This window comes from Clostridium swellfunianum (assembly GCF_023656515.1).
Lineage (GTDB): Bacteria > Bacillota > Clostridia > Clostridiales > Clostridiaceae > Clostridium_AT > Clostridium_AT swellfunianum.
In genome coordinates this window covers 2,519,672-2,533,915 of the sequence record NZ_JAMOFV010000006.1, presented here as the reverse complement: position 1 = coordinate 2,533,915, position 14,244 = coordinate 2,519,672, and the positions used below count along the sequence as shown (strand labels likewise).

14 protein-coding genes and 1 pseudogene are annotated in these 14,244 nt (G+C 33.4%); 12 read left to right on the top strand and 3 right to left on the bottom strand.

Features of this window, described 5'->3' with window-relative positions:
- Position 1 precedes the first annotated feature (1 nt).
- The 5 genes from NBE98_RS12045 (at position 2) to NBE98_RS12025 (ending at position 4,883) form a co-directional block, all read left to right on the top strand.
- Complete coding sequence (locus NBE98_RS12045; RefSeq protein WP_250815231.1) at positions 2-1,069, top strand: radical SAM protein; 1,068 nt, start codon at positions 2-4, stop codon at positions 1,067-1,069.
- A gap of 275 nt (positions 1,070-1,344) precedes the next feature.
- Positions 1,345-2,085, top strand: a complete 741-nt coding sequence (locus tag NBE98_RS12040; RefSeq protein WP_250815230.1) for a M15 family metallopeptidase — start codon at positions 1,345-1,347, stop codon at positions 2,083-2,085.
- A 20-nt stretch (positions 2,086-2,105) separates the two neighbouring features.
- Positions 2,106-2,798, top strand: a complete 693-nt coding sequence (locus tag NBE98_RS12035) for a response regulator transcription factor (RefSeq protein WP_250815229.1) — start codon at positions 2,106-2,108, stop codon at positions 2,796-2,798.
- Complete coding sequence (locus NBE98_RS12030) at positions 2,788-3,897, top strand: sensor histidine kinase (RefSeq protein WP_250815228.1); 1,110 nt, start codon at positions 2,788-2,790, stop codon at positions 3,895-3,897. Before NBE98_RS12035 ends, NBE98_RS12030 begins: the two co-directional genes overlap by 11 nt.
- Before the next feature lie 128 nt (positions 3,898-4,025).
- Positions 4,026-4,883 (top strand): AraC family transcriptional regulator, encoded by an 858-nt coding sequence (locus tag NBE98_RS12025; protein ID WP_250815227.1) that lies wholly within the window; start codon positions 4,026-4,028, stop codon positions 4,881-4,883.
- A gap of 175 nt (positions 4,884-5,058) precedes the next feature.
- Here the strand turns inward: NBE98_RS12025 and NBE98_RS12020 are convergent, their stop codons facing one another.
- Positions 5,059-5,733 carry a uracil-DNA glycosylase gene (locus NBE98_RS12020; RefSeq protein ID WP_250815226.1) on the bottom strand — a complete coding sequence of 225 codons (675 nt, stop codon included), beginning with the start codon at positions 5,731-5,733 and terminating at the stop codon, positions 5,059-5,061.
- Positions 5,734-5,962: 229 nt separating this feature from the next.
- Here NBE98_RS12020 and NBE98_RS12015 point away from each other — a divergent pair, with 229 nt between their 5' ends.
- Positions 5,963-6,709: a nitroreductase family protein gene (locus NBE98_RS12015; protein WP_250815225.1), complete on the top strand. Its 747-nt coding sequence runs from the start codon at positions 5,963-5,965 to the stop codon at positions 6,707-6,709.
- Positions 6,710-6,839: 130 nt separating this feature from the next.
- Positions 6,840-7,190 (top strand): DUF2200 domain-containing protein, encoded by a 351-nt coding sequence (locus NBE98_RS12010; protein WP_250815224.1) that lies wholly within the window; start codon positions 6,840-6,842, stop codon positions 7,188-7,190.
- Between the two features lie 366 nt (positions 7,191-7,556).
- On the opposite strand, the gene NBE98_RS12005 is transcribed toward NBE98_RS12010, so the two are convergent.
- Together NBE98_RS12005 and NBE98_RS12000 are read right to left on the bottom strand one after the other, a co-directional pair.
- Positions 7,557-8,021 carry an SRPBCC family protein gene (locus NBE98_RS12005; RefSeq protein WP_250815223.1) on the bottom strand — a complete coding sequence of 155 codons (465 nt, stop codon included), beginning with the start codon at positions 8,019-8,021 and terminating at the stop codon, positions 7,557-7,559.
- A gap of 39 nt (positions 8,022-8,060) precedes the next feature.
- Positions 8,061-8,921: a helix-turn-helix domain-containing protein gene (locus NBE98_RS12000; RefSeq protein WP_250815222.1), complete on the bottom strand. Its 861-nt coding sequence runs from the start codon at positions 8,919-8,921 to the stop codon at positions 8,061-8,063.
- Between the two features lie 134 nt (positions 8,922-9,055).
- Here NBE98_RS12000 and NBE98_RS11995 point away from each other — a divergent pair.
- The 5 genes and pseudogenes from NBE98_RS11995 to NBE98_RS11975 all read left to right on the top strand — a co-directional run bounded on the left by NBE98_RS11995 (position 9,056) and on the right by NBE98_RS11975 (position 14,243).
- Positions 9,056-9,696 (top strand): annotated as a pseudogene (locus tag NBE98_RS11995) (lactate utilization protein).
- 102 nt (positions 9,697-9,798) lie between these two features.
- Entirely contained in the window at positions 9,799-11,019 is a 1,221-nt protein-coding gene (locus NBE98_RS11990) for a MerR family transcriptional regulator (RefSeq protein WP_250815221.1), read from the top strand.
- 104 nt (positions 11,020-11,123) lie between these two features.
- A complete protein-coding gene (locus NBE98_RS11985) occupies positions 11,124-12,365 on the top strand; it encodes an MFS transporter (protein ID WP_250815220.1) in 1,242 nt (413 codons plus the stop codon).
- A gap of 191 nt (positions 12,366-12,556) precedes the next feature.
- Positions 12,557-13,228, top strand: coding sequence for a response regulator transcription factor (locus NBE98_RS11980; protein WP_250815219.1), 672 nt, complete (start codon positions 12,557-12,559; stop codon positions 13,226-13,228).
- 1 nt (position 13,229) lies between these two features.
- Complete coding sequence (locus NBE98_RS11975) at positions 13,230-14,243, top strand: sensor histidine kinase (RefSeq protein WP_250815218.1); 1,014 nt, start codon at positions 13,230-13,232, stop codon at positions 14,241-14,243.
- Position 14,244: the final 1 nt, after the last annotated feature.

Genomic DNA, 14,244 nt, shown 5'->3' with positions numbered 1-14,244 from the left:
CATGAAGAAGCAGTTTCAAAATTGGGCATGGAGCCAGGGAATGAAGTTTACAACAAAGGTTCATGACTTAACGTATTTCTTTTGGGAGACAACTTTAAGTTGCAATCTTAAATGCAGGCATTGTGGTTCTGACTGTGACAAGGACAAGTTTATAGAAGAATTGCCTAAGGAAAAAGTGCTTCAGGTTTTTAAAAATATAGCTGAAAACTATGAGCCTAAGGATATAATGGTAGCTGTTACAGGTGGAGAGCCTCTTGTTAGAAAGGATTTGTTTGAGATTCTTTCTGAGGTGAGCAGCATGGGATTTCCATGGGGTATGGTCACTAATGGAATGCTTGTAGACGAAGCTGCTGTTGAAAAATGTGCCGAGTCAGGAATGAAGACAGTGTCTGTAAGCTTGGACGGTCTTAGGGAAGCACATAATCATTTGAGAAACAGCGAGCTTTCCTATGATAGAGCGGTTAATGCATTAAGATTATTTTTAAAGTCTGGAAAGTTTGATATAGTTGAGGCTATTACCTGCGTAAATTCTGATAATATAAATCAGCTTGAAGATATGTATAAGCTTCTTAAAGATATAGGAGTACAGGGCTGGAGACTATTTACTATTTTCCCTAAGGGACGAGCCGAAGTTAATTCGGAGCTGCTGCTGAATAAAGATTTGGTAATTAGGCTTTTTAACTTTATAAAAGATAAAAGAAACAGTAATCCTGGCATGCATATCAGCTACTCTGAAGAAGGCTACTTGGGCTGCAATTGGGAGAGAGAAGTTAGAGATGATTTCTTCTTTTGTGGAGCAGGAATTAATATAGGAAGCCTTTTAGCTGATGGTTCCTACAGTGCATGTCCATCGTTGCCTAGAGAGTGGATTCAAGGACACGTAGATGAGATAAGCTTTTCTGAAGCCTGGGAAACAAGGTATAAGAATATGAGAGATAGAAAATGGATGAGAACTAAAGGCTGCGAATCTTGCAAGCAGTGGAGCAATTGTAATGGTTCAAGCCTTCATCTTTGGGATTTTAAAGAAGGAAAGACAAAAGTATGTCACTATAATATGCTTAATGCTTAAAGTTTTAGATATGAAGCTCATAGATAATACATTTCGAAAGGCTAGGAGGCAGATAAGTAAAGAAACTACTTATCTGTCTCCTAGTTTTATGAGTATATATGTATAAATTAAATAATGAGCTGCATTATAAAATCCAAATCTGTAACATTAAATATTGTTTTTAAATAAATGTTCCTTGGATTTTAAAAACTTAAGATTTTGTAAGGAATTCTTATAAGTATTGTAAAGTCAATCTTCTACAATGAGACTATGTTGATAGAAGAGGAGTTTAGAATATGAAAAATTGGTTTAAAAAGATTTTAATTTTTATTATGATAGCTTATGGAACATTGTATATAATTGGGTGTACTGTTACAGAATTAAAAGATAAAAATAATAACGGTAACGAAATTGATTTAAATGAAAAAGATAGGCCAGTAAATCAAAATAACGTTAATTTAGACAGTATGAATACAAATAGTATTAATAAGAGGGCAAAATTGGTATTAGTAAACAGCGAACATGGTTTAAGTGAAGTTTATAAACCAGAAAAATTAACTATACCCAATATACCATTTGCTGCTGGAGTGGACCAGGAAGAAAAACATGTAGCAGGAGTTATTGTAAGTCCTTTGGAAAAGCTAGTTAATGCAGCCAAAAAGGAAGGGGTAGTATTGCTTGGAAATTCCGGCTATAGGTCGTATAAATCACAAAAGGAGACCTATAACAATAGGGTCAAAGCAGAAGGAAAGAAGCTTGCAGATGCCTATGTGGCTAAGCCGGGATTTAGTGAGCATCAAACCGGATTATGCATGGACATTACGAACAAAAGCGGATACTTTGCAAAGGGAACAAAAGAAGCAGAGTGGCTAGCTGAAAATTGCCATAGATTTGGTTTTATTATAAGATATCCTTATGGAAAGAAAAGTGTAACAGGAATCGAATATGAACCTTGGCATATTAGATATGTTGGAGATGAAGCTGCCAAGTATATTTATGACAACGAAATTACGTTAGAGGAATACTTGGATAAATAATTATACAATTGGAGGAATAAATGAACAGCAATATTCTTGTAGTAGATGATGAAAAAGAGATAAGAAACTTGTTAGAAATAAATCTTAGAAATGAAGGATACAATGTTTTTAAGGCAAGCTGTGGAGAAGAAGCTTTAGTTATATTAGATAGAGAAGAAATACACTTAATAGTTCTAGATATTATGATGCCAGGTATTGATGGGCTGGAGGTATGCAGAAGAGTAAGGGAAAAGTACAACATACCTATACTTATGCTAAGTGCAAAAGCGGAGGATATGGATAAAATTCAAGGTATTATGACTGGTGCAGATGACTATGTATGCAAGCCCTTTAATCAATTGGAACTGATAGTTAGAGTAAAGGCATTGCTTAGAAGGGCATATTTTTTAAACACTAAAATGCAAATTTCAGAGGACTTGATAAGAATTGAGTCAATGGTTATAGATAAGAGCAAACACCAGGTAGCAATTGATGATAAAGAAATAGATTTAACAGCTAGAGAGTTTGAGATTTTATATCTATTAGCTACAAATAGGGGAAGAGTTTTTAGTGCAGAAGAAATTTTTATAAAAGTATGGAGAGAAAGATATTATCAGTCTAATAACACTGTTATGGTTCATATGAGCAGGCTCAGAGATAAGATAGAACACAATATGAATGGAAGTAAGATAATTCATACTATATGGGGAGTTGGGTATAAAATTGAAAAATAAAAGGTTCTATAAATACTGGCTGTCATTATTAGCGGAGGTAGCAGCGGCAGCGTTATTAACATATGTAATTTTGGTTACAATCAATAGGATATTAGTTTTTTTATATATAAATACTAAAATTCAAATCGTTAATTACATTTTTAAGTTTTGGAGAGTTATTTATAAGCTGTCTGAAGGTAAGATACATATATATATTGCAATAATACTATTCGCGGGGTTATATTTACTAATAACCTATAGAAAAGCTAAAAGTTTTGCAGCTATTATTGATGAAGCTGACATAATGGCTAATGGTGACTTGGATAGACTAATTGAAGTTAAGTCAAAGGGTGATATTAAAAATTTAGTGGAAAACATAAATAATATCTCAAAGCAGCTTAAGGAGATAACAATAGAAGAAAGAAAAGCGCAGCAAACTAAGAGTGATTTAATAACTAATGTTTCTCATGACTTAAGGACTCCTTTAACTTCTATAATAGGCTATTTGGAGATAATTGATAGTGACAAGTATAAAGATGAAGTAGAACTAAGATATTATGCTAATATAGCCTTTGAAAAAGCTAAAGGCTTGAATTTGCTTATCAACGATTTATTTGAGCTTACTAAAATGCAGAACAACACTATTAATCTAGATAAAGTAGATATCAATTTAGTAGATTTATTAGGGCAGGTAGTTGCATATTTTGAATATCAATTTAGAGCTGCAGACATGCAATCAAGAGTTAATTTTTCAGAAGATAAGCTAATAGTCAACGCAGATGCAGGGAAGTTAGTGAGGGCCTTTGAGAATTTGTTGTCTAATGCGATTAAGTATGGACGAGATGGTCTTTATGTTGACGTAACATCAAAAATTGAAGAGAATATGGCAGTGGTTCAAGTTATAAATTATGGACAATCAATACCAGCAATAGATTTGCCTCACATATTTGATAGATTCTATAGGGTAGAAAAATCGAGAAACAGCAATATAGGGGGATCCGGCTTAGGTCTATCCATTACAAAAAATATTATAGAGCTTCATCAGGGAACTATATCAGCTTATAGTAACAATGACAGGACTATATTTGAGGTTAGACTGCCAGTTAAGCAAGTGGTATGATGATGAATGGTATATTAAGATGTAAAAGCAGCATATAAACCTTTCAGGCAAGACAAAACATAACACAAAAAGTCGGGAACAAAGGCTTTAAAAGCGATAAGATATATGTACAGACAGGGGGAATGATTATGGGATGGATTGAAAGAATTGGTGAAGCTATCAACTATATTGAGGAGAATATCGCTGAAGAAATCTCAACAGAAAGTATTGCCCAAAAAGCATTTATGTCGCCGTTCTATTTCCAGAAAGGCTTTGGAATGCTTTGTGGCTTTACGGTTGGAGAGTACATCAGACAACGCAGGCTTACTATTGCCGGCAGTGAGCTTGTTTCCACTAATGAAAAAATTATTGATATTGCACTGAAGTATGGCTACGACTCACCGGATAGTTTCACAAAAGCTTTTACTCGATTCCATGGCGTCACACCTACTGCTGTTCGCAAAGATGGAGCAATGATTAAGTCCTTTGCTCCGTTGAAAATCAAATTTTCACTGGAAGGTGGTTATATTATGGATTACAAAATTGTTGAAAAAGATTCGTTTACTGTCATGGGTGTATCAAAGGTGTTTAAATATGATAGTGCAACTGCAGAAATTCCACAGTTTTGGACAGACCATTATCAAACAGGAAATGGGAAACTTGTATGCGGAATGTATGGAGTATGCATAGATGAGAGCATGGGTTCAGATGAGTTTGAATATTTGATTGCAGACAATTACAATCCATCTATAGAAATACCTAGTGGGTTTGTTACAAAGAATATTCCTAAACACACGTGGGCTGTTTTTGCTTGCAAGGGCGCAATGCCGAAATCTCTGCAAGATGTAAATAAAAAAATCTTCTCAGAATGGCTGCCTAATTGCAAGGATTATGATATAGCAGCAGGCTACAATATTGAAATGTACACCAATATAGCTGATTATCCTCAAGGTAATCAAGATGAAAACTACTACAGCGAAATTTGGATTCCTGTTAAGAAGAAATAGATTCGTAAAATAGATAATTCAGAGTTCATCATTTAATTAAGTAAGTTTTCTAGAAAAAGGTGCTAATCTTGATATGCTCCCTGTCTACTTGACAGGGAGCATATCAGATGCAGCACCTTTTTCCTTGCTTTTAACTACTATATCACGATCAGAAGATTTAGTCTTATAATGTGCATCATATATTTTCAATCTGCCAGTCTATAGGCTCTTTACCTATGGAAACAAGGAAGTTGTTAGTCTTAGAAAAAGGTTTGCTTCCAAAGAATCCTCGCATGGAAGATAGAGGACTTGGGTGGACAGACTTTATTATATAGTGTCTTTGATTATTTATTATACTTAGTTTTGATTGAGCATTTTTTCCCCATAGTATAAAAATAATAGGGTCTTCTCTATCGTTTAAAAAACTAATTATTTTATCGGTAAAGTGCTCCCAACCCATGTTTTGGTGAGAGTTTGCATCACCTGCTCTAACTGTTAATACGGTATTAAGCAGCAGAACTCCTTGATCAGTCCATTTTTTTAAATATCCATTGTTAGGTATATAGCATCCTAAATCATCACGAAGCTCTTTATAAATATTCACAAGAGAAGGTGGAGCAGGCACTCCGGGTTTCACAGAAAAACTTAGACCATGGGCTTGGTTAGGACCATGATATGGGTCTTGGCCTAATATAACTACTTTTACATCCCTATAAGCTGTATAGTGCAGGGCATTAAATATATCATACATATCTGGATGAATAGTCTTAGTTTTATATTCATTTATCAAGAATCCCCTTAATTTTAAGTAGTAATCCTTTCTAAACTCATCCTCTAATAAGTTTTGCCAATCATTTTTTAGTATTTGCATTTAAATCACCCTAGTAGATTATATCATATATAGTTGAAGTAGTTTAGGTCAATTTATCAGTGGAAGAATGCTTATAGAATAAAGTAAAGTGTTATAGAAATTTAAATAAATTTTAATAACATATAACTACATATGAATTGGAAAGCTTTAATAGGTAGATTGTTTTTCATTTTAAAGCATTGTATGATTGTTTCAGGCACCGGTGTACTAAAAAATAGGAGAATAATTAATGGTGATAGATAAAGAGTTATATAAAATGATTTTTAAAAGAAAATCGTTCAGAAGATTTAACGGCACCCTTAAGCTTTCTGATGATGAAATATGTGATATTGATAAAAAAGTTAAAAATTTAATATCACTTGTAGACAATATAAAAGTAAAACATCGTATTGTGCGAAGAGAAGAAACTACCTGTAAACGGGGTGAGTATTGTTTACTTATTTATAGTGAAGAAAAAGAAAAATTTCTATTAAACATTGGCTATATGTTTGAGCAGTTAGATTTATATTTGGCTTCCAAAGATATAGGAGTATGCTGGTACGGAATGGGTAAAACGCAAGAGCCAGGATATGATAATATGAAATTTGTGATTATGATGGCTTTGGGTAAAGGACAGCCTAGCGAATTTAGAAGAGATTATACAAAGTGCAAGAGAAAAGAAACTCAAGAAACCTGGGAAGGCGTATCAGGATTAGAAGCAGTAGCTGAAGCCTCAAAATATGCTCCAAGTGCATGTAATACGCAGCCCTGGAAAGTTGTTTGTGAAGATAATAAATTAAAAATTTATAGGAAAACAAATATTAAATCTATCATGCCTAAAGACAAGGTACCATTTTACAATTCAATTGATATGGGGATATTTTTGTGTTTTTTAGAACTAGCACTGTTGCATAATAATATTTCTTTTCAGAGATTTCTTTGCAAGGAAGAGGATAAAACTGAGTTAATACCTATTGCTATATATAATTTATTCTAAGAAAAAATGAATTTAAGCTTAATGGTATGTTAATCGGAAAAGGTGCTAAATTTTGCTGTATGGAGCACCTTTTGTTGAACAGACTATTTTTGTGATATAATTAAGAAAATCACATAAGCGAGGGTGTATTATGACTAAACATAATATTTATACAGTTAGTGTAGCAAGTGTCTATCCCCTTTATGTTACGAAGGCCGTGAAAAAAGGACGTAGTAAAATAGAAGTAGATGAAATCATACGTTGGTTGACAGGATATAGCCAAGAGGAGTTAGAAGCTCAACTTGAAAAGCAGACAGATTTTGAGACCTTCTTTGCTAAAGCTCCTAACCTTAATCCTTTGAGAACCTTAATCAAAGGTGTGGTCTGCGGTGTTAGAGTGGAAGACATTGAAGAACCAACAATGCAGGAAATTCGCTATTTGGATAAGCTAATCGATGAGTTGGCAAAAGGAAAAGCGATGGATAAGATTTTGCGAAAATAATAAAACTAGAGCTATCCTTAAATAACATAAAAGGGGCTGTCTCAAAATATAGTTTAGAATAAAATTACCGCTGAAATATATAAAATATGCTTAGTGAGCTTGACCGCTGTGCAAGAAGTTCTAAGCTCAGAAAAGCCACAAACCAAGTGTTTTCCACGGGGCAACTAAGGAGTACTCGTTACCACTCGCAAGTTGCCCGTTAAAAGCCATTTAGGCTTTTAACCTCGTACCTCAAACAAACGAACAACACTAAGGTTTGTGGCTTTTCTTTCGCTAAGTCCTTCTAGGCTTCGCTAAATGCTCATACAGTATATTTTATATATTTCAGCTGCTTTTGTACTAACATATTTTGAGGCAGCCCCTTTATTATTTACTACAGCAAATATTGCCTTGGTTTGATTCTACAAAGTTTTTTAAACTGCTAAGAACTTGGTTCCATGCGAATTCATGCCAATTTTTAGCTGCATCCCATTCATCCCCTGTACCCCATCCAGAGTGGGAAACCTTAACTTTAACATTAGCATTTTCTTCAAAGAATAAAACATTGACAACTGTTAGAGGTTCGCTGTTCATTAGTTCCGAAAAGTCATCAGGGCCTTTCCAATTGAAGCTTAATTTTTCAAAGGGTGTAAGTTCTAAGAATGTACATCCTTTTGTTGTCATATGATTGAGATTTGATGGATCGAAAAATAGTTCAAATGCACCTCCAAGCATAGGTTCAACATTAGCTAAAGGAGAAAACCATCTTGATACATTCTCACTGCTTGTCCATGCTGACCAAAGTTGCTCTTTTGATGATATTATATCAATTTCAAATTCTAATGAGTTCATATAATTACCTCCAAGATTAATTTATTATAAGATATTATATTAAATGATTTGTGCAGATGTATTGTATAAATCCGACATTCTAATATTCGTAGTAAAATAGCGAGTGAGTTCATTACTACCAATAAAAAAGGAATTAGGATTCATTCCTGAAAATTGTTTAAACTCTTTGATGAAATGAGCTTGGTCATAATAGCCGCATTGTAGAGCTAATACAAGCCAGTTATTAATACGATGTTTTTCAAGTTCTTTAAAGATTCTTTGGAACCTGGTAATTCTGTTAAACATCTTAGGACTTATGCCTAAATATACGTTGAATAAGCGTTCAAGCTGCCTTGAGCCTATACCTATGCTCTCTGAAAGACTAGCAACAGCAATCATACCATTTGAATATTTAATAATATTAATAGATTCTTCTACAACCTTGTTTGTTGGGGTAAGTTTGCTCATAAGATGCTTAGTCAATATACTGTTAACAAGACTGAATCTTTCTTCAAAGTTAGTAGAAGAAAGTACACTAGCTTCAATTTCTTTTGAAAGCTCTTTTGCTATGAAGGATAGATCAATATATTTGTTTGTAAGTTCCTTCATTGGTATCTGAAAAAATGGATACATCATGCCAGGCCAAAAGCGAATACCTAAAAGCCCAACTTTTCCTGTAGCCTCTAAATGCAGGTACTTGGTGAATGGACCGGAGGCAAAGCTATTAGTCAAGAAGTTTTCTTTTCCGCCATCTATTTTACATTTAAATCTATCTGAAAAATTTACTATAATTTCAGTATATCCATCAGGCAGAATTCTTTCATTTTCACTTGGAGTCAGCGTTCCGTTATATTCAATAGTCCAAATACATTTAATGTACTTCTGCAGGATATTAAAAGGTTTTTTTTCTATGTAAATCATATATTTACTCCACTCATAAGATATAATTTTATTATAACATAGTGTTTAATTCTAGGAAAAATGAAATATCGAAAGCATTAGATTCAAGGAGAGTAGAGCATTTATTTAAATTTTATCTTTAGGAGGAGCTAGATATGGAAGAGAATATTGCATGGTATATTGAAAAGCAAATTGAGAGAACGATAAAAAATATATATAGCCGTAATATGGAAGGATATTACATTCGAAATAGGGAGCAGTTACTTCAAGTATTAAAAGATTTAATAACTGAAGGTTCTACTGTTGGTGTAGGAGATTCAATGACTCTTTTTGAAACTGGAGTAATAGATTTCTTAAGAAGTGGTAAGTTTGTTTTTTGGATAAATATAAGCATGGATTAGGTAGTGATGATAAACGAGAGTTATATATTAAGAATTTTTCTGCAGATACCTTTATTTGTAGTACAAATGCAATAACAGAAAGTGGAGAATTATATAATATAGATGGCAATGGAAGTAGAGTTGCCCCAATGATATACGGTCCTAAGCAAGTTATAATTGTGGCAGGAATAAATAAAATTGTTAAAGATTTAGATGAAGCAGAGAAAAGAGTAAGACAATATGCTGCTCCAATTGACGCAAAGAGGTTGAATAAAGATACACCATGTACAAAGCTTGGATATTGCGTTGATTGTAAAAATCCAAATAGAATTTGCAATGATTTTGTGGTAATTAAAGGACAGTTTATTAAAAATAGAATTAAGATATTAATTATCGGAGAAGTATTAGGCTATTAAAAAGTTAATAATTAATTAAAGTGTTTTGATTTAGATGATTAACTTCAGTACTATAACCTGTAATATGATATAATGGCATTATTATACAGGATTGATGGTGATATGGTGAGGATTGGAAGATTTGCAGAGGAAAATGGAATAAGTATAGATACTGTAAGGCATTATATGGATTTAGGACTGATTATTCCTGAAAAGAGTGGGGGACAGTATTGCTTTGATGAAGTTTGCAAATCTGATATTGGGGAAATATTTAACTTAAAAGGGCTTGGATTTTCATTAAAGGAGATAAAAACAATATTTATGTTCAGAAGGCTTGGAAATCTTACCCCTTATCAGGAGGATGAGTATTACAAGGATATTTTTGTTTGCAAAGATAAATATGTTGGAGAACAAATACACGAGCTCATAGGCGTTAAGAAAAGACTTGAGAAGAAAATACAGGAGTTATCCGAAAGAAAAAACGAGAGAAAAAGCATTCTTGGTGTTGATATAAAGGCATTGGACTTATTAAAATGCTTGAAATGTGGAGGAGGATTGATGCTTTCTAAGGGAAGTATAACAAGCAATCAAATTATAGAGGGCGAGCTTAGCTGCAGCTGTGGGGAAACCTATCTGATTGAAGATGGTATCTTAATAATTGGAGATGAAAAGAAAAATTCATGGGGTAAATTTATGGAAAGCTATCTTAGTGAATACATAAATGAAACGGACCCTGACTATTTGAATAATATCTATAGAGGTATTGATTGGGGAACGAAGAGATTATGCTCCAGTGATCTTCAAGGAAAAGTTCTGCTGGAGCTTGGTTCAGGTTCGGGATTTTTCTTAAGAAATGCATATAGCTGCTTGCCTGATGACTGTATCTATATTGCTGTTGACCATGATATTGAAAGGCATAAGTTTCTCAAAAATATGCTTGAAGGGGTTGAGCATAAAAGAAATATTCTTTTCATATGCTCAGATTTTTTAGAAATTCCTTTAAAGAACATGTCTGTTAATATACTTGTAGATGCGTCAGGTACAAGTAATTACAGCTTTGAGCATGAGGAATTCCTGTTAGGACTAGTAGACAAGTATGTTAAAGAGGATGCAGTTCTGATTGGATCATATATTTTATTTAAAAACTTTAATACAAACACCTTAATAGAGGCTAGATATAGAAAGAACTTTACAATCGATAACATAAAAAGGAACCTAAGTAGTCTTAAATACACGCTTCTTGATGATATGACTTCAGATTATGTGGAAGATGGCGGCAAGTTTGAAGATTATTTTAAAAAGGGAGAAAAGGTATATTCATATATGGTTTATGGAAAAAGGTAGGGTTAACCCTATCTTTTTTTATATATACAGTAAAATTTTATGAATTTCTATATTGATGTAGGCCAAAGACCACTGTTTAGAATTGTATTAAAGGGGTGATAGATATGAAAATATCATATGAAGCATCAAATTTATTGTTATATTCCTTAGGGAAATTTGTTTCAATATTTGGAACAACCATATTTACTTTTGCAATAGGGCTATATGTCCTTAAGCTTACTGGTTCAGGCTTGAGCTTTGCTGCTGTTTTAATTATGAGTATAATTCCCAAAATAACTATATATCCTTTTGCGGGGGTTTTGGCTGATAAATTAGATAAGAAGACCATGGTAGTTATGATGGATTTACTCAATGGAGTTATGTTTGTTGGGCTTTATCTACTCAGTCCAAGTTCAGGGCTAAGCCTGTCAATGGTATTTGGGACAACACTTATTATGAATATTTTTACATGTTTTTTTGATATAAGTTTCGAAGCTGCAATTCCTAACATTGTATCAGAAAAAATGTTGATGAACATCAACTCTGCCAGTAGGGTAATCAACTCTTTATCCTCAATTCTTGGACCAATTATTGGAGGAATGATATATGCATTTCTCGACGTAAGGTTTTTTATATTAATAAATGGTCTATCCTTTCTCCTTTCAGGTATCTCAGAGCTGTTTATAGATTTTAAGTTTAATTTTAAAACCGAAGGAGATAAGAAAGCAGGAGGTAAGATTAATTTCATAAAAGATATCAAGGAAGGTTTCGATTATTTGATCCAAAATAAGAATCTTAAAGGGTTACTGGGAGTTTTTGCAGCTTTTAATTTTATTATGGGTTTTTCCGTTACAGTACCACTGCCTTTTATAATTAATAATATATTGAAGTTGAATTCAAGAGATTTTGGCATAATACAGGGAGCGATACCAGGCGGCATGATAATTGGGGCGTTGATAGTTAAGAAAATAAGCGAAAGAATATCTTACATTAGAATTTTAAAGATTATAGGCAGCATACTTACAATCTGCATTGCCATGATAGGACTTCCAACGATATTTGACATTTCAAGCTTTTCAAATTTAAGCTGTTTAATTTACTATTGCATTATCATGGGGATATTCGGAGTAGCTATTTCCATTGTTGATATTCCATTATCATATATTATGCAAAAAAGTATACCAGATGAATACAGAGGTCGCGTTATAAGCATGTTAATAAGTCTGGTTAAAATCATTGCACCAGTTGCGCTGCTTGCTTCAGGGTTCTTAATTAATTTGGTGCCTGCATATTTCATGACTTCTTTAGGAGGACTGTTACTTATGGCTTTTATAAGCATATATTCAAGGATTAGTAGACAGCTTTGATATTTTTAGGGCAAAATACAAGAGTTTAATGATAAAGACTTGTACTGAGGTAGCACTCAAGGCGAGTCTTTTTTAATAGTAACTATACAATTAAAAAGTGCGTACTTGTATACGGCCCTAAGCAAAACTATAATTGATTATATAATAATAGAAGAAATTACAACAAACTAGAAATGTGGGGAGAACAGTAAATGTATAAGATTTTTATAGTAGAAGATGATTTAATTATTGCTAAAACAGTAAAAAATCATATAAAGTCTTGGGGATTTGAGGTAGAGTGTGTAACTGATTTTAAGGATGTATTAGCGGCTTTTGTTTCTTATAGTCCTCAGCTTGTGCTTTTAGATATTGCCTTGCCGTTTTTTAATGGCTATCATTGGTGCAGTGAGATTCGCAAGGTTTCCAAGGTTCCTATTATCTTTATCTCATCTGCTTCAGACAATATGAATATAGTCATGGCTATGAACATGGGCGGAGATGATTTTATAGCAAAGCCTTTTGATTTAAATGTTTTAACAGCCAAGGTTCAGGCATTGCTGCGCCGTACCTACGATTTTACAGGACAGACCAATTTGCTTGAGCATAAAGGCTTGATACTTAATATTAGTGATTCAACTTTAAATTTTGATGACGGGAAGATTGAACTTTCAAAGAACGAAAACAAGATACTGCAGATTCTTCTTGAGAATAAAGGCAAGGCTGTATCTAGGGATACTATTATGACAAGGCTTTGGGAAACTGACAGCTATATTGATGACAATACCTTAACAGTTAATATAACAAGGTTGCGTAAAAAGCTTCAAGAGGCAGGGCTGTCTAATTTTATTGCTACTAAAAAGGGTGCAGGATATTTGGTGGAATGAGATGAAAAAAACAGAAGCTTTCAAGCTATTAATGATTTATTTTAAAATGCTGCTTAAAGCAATTATTATTTTAAGCTTGTTTTGGGCAACCTTTGCAGCTGTGTTCTTTTTATATAATTTACCTTTGGAACCAGTGGTATATGCTATTGTGCTTAGTGCAAGCATGGGGATTATTTTCTTTATAGTAGATTTTATTAAGCTATACAAGAAGCATAGATTGCTTTTAGATTTAAAAAGCAGCATTTCCTTAGGCTTTGATAAACTGCCTGAACCTGGGAACATAATTGAAGAAGACTACAGGGAGTTGCTTACCTCTGTTTATAAGAAAAGCACTGAGATTGCCTATACTGCAGAAATTAGCAGAAGTAATTTGGTGGATTACTATACATTATGGGCACATCAAATAAAGACTCCTATTGCTGCCATGAGGTTAATCCTTCAGTCAGAGGAAAGCGAACAGAATGCAGAACTTTCTATGGAGCTTTTTAAGATAGAGCAATACGTAGAATTTGTATTGCAGTACTTAAGGGTTGAGAGTATGTCTTCTGATCTTTTATTAAAAAAATACAGCCTCGATGACATCGTTAAACAGGCAGTGAGAAAATACGCAAGAATGTTTATAAGAAAGAAAATTAAGTTGAATTTTAAAGAATTAAACTGTGAAGTTTTAACTGATGAAAAGTGGCTTGTATTTGTTATTGAGCAGCTGCTGTCAAATGCATTAAAGTATACTAAAGAGGGAACTATTTCTATTTATATGGATAGTTGCTTAGAAAAGACACTTGTTATTGAAGACTCAGGTATAGGCATAAAGGAAGAGGATCTGAATCGATTGTTTGAAAGAGGTTTTACGGGTTATAATGGACGCTCAGACAAGAAGTCTACAGGCCTTGGGCTGTATCTATGCAAGCAGATTTTAAACAGGCTATCTCATAGTATAACTATAGAGTCAAAAGTTGATAAAGGCACAAAGGTAATGATTGATTTAGAAACTATGGAAGTGGGCATAGAATAAG